The 394-nt window shown below is 38.1% G+C and carries 1 protein-coding gene; it reads left to right on the top strand.

The features are described from left to right. The coding region (locus CP370_RS09785) for a hypothetical protein (RefSeq protein ID WP_158227048.1) at positions 1–394 on the top strand (394 nt) is incomplete at both ends.

Raw genomic sequence — 394 nt, 5'->3', positions numbered from 1 at the left:
GCGATCGTATTCACATCAATGTGGGCAGTGAATAATAACCAAACAAAGAAATTTGCGACGGTAAATGGGCACGATTTGTATAAGGTTAAAATAACTAAAGATGTACCAGCTGCTAATCCACCCGCATTAAAAGGTGGCTATGCTAAAGGAGTTCGTGATATTGAAGGGAAAACTAAAGCTCCTGACGGGTCGCTAGTTGTTATTAAACAAGATGTTTCGTCTGGTTATTTTAAAGGAATTGGAATGGGCGCTACATATTCACACAAAGCAGACGGATTAACTTCTCAACAAATGATAAACAAAGTAGACGTAAATCAAAACGCTTTTGCAACTACTGTACATGATGGTAAATTCAAGACTATGTTTGTCCCAGACATGGACGATAAAAATGGCA

Origin of the sequence: Lactobacillus sp. UMNPBX19, from assembly GCF_002553805.1 — a bacterium.
In the GTDB taxonomy this organism is placed as follows: Bacteria; Bacillota; Bacilli; order Lactobacillales; family Lactobacillaceae; genus Lactobacillus.
Note: the sequence above shows the minus strand (reverse complement) of the source record. Positions and strands in the feature narration are given on the sequence as shown.